This window comes from Carnobacterium sp. 1290_CSPC, assembly GCF_001053265.1.
GTDB classification, from domain to species: domain Bacteria; phylum Bacillota; class Bacilli; order Lactobacillales; family Aerococcaceae; genus Aerococcus; species Aerococcus urinaeequi.
This window is the reverse complement of the sequence record NZ_JVVG01000042.1, coordinates 1-273: the sequence shown is the minus strand read 5'-3', so window position 1 is coordinate 273 and position 273 is coordinate 1. Positions and strand designations below refer to the sequence as shown.

The 273-nt window shown below is 31.9% G+C and carries 1 protein-coding gene; it reads right to left on the bottom strand.

All coding sequences use genetic code 11. The features are described 5' to 3' along the window. Positions 1 to 273: ATP-binding cassette domain-containing protein (locus tag AC973_RS03125; RefSeq protein WP_053083815.1), on the bottom strand; the 273-nt coding region annotated here is incomplete at both ends.

Genomic DNA, 273 nt, shown 5'->3' with positions numbered 1-273 from the left:
TCTAAATAGTATTTTCTAGTGTAATTTTTCATACTCTCTTCCGGGACATAATGTTCGACGTCTATAACTAACTTATTTAAATTAGCCACTGTTTTGTTTATGGCTAAAGCATTCTGTTTATCTAGTGAAGCATTTCCTTCATCGATTAAGAGTATTGGTTTATCAAACAGAATTGCTCTTGCAATTTCTACTCTTTTCAATTGTCCTCCTGATAATCCTTCTCCATCTTCTCCGATTAGATAATTTAAACCTACTTGCTGTATTAATTCTTCT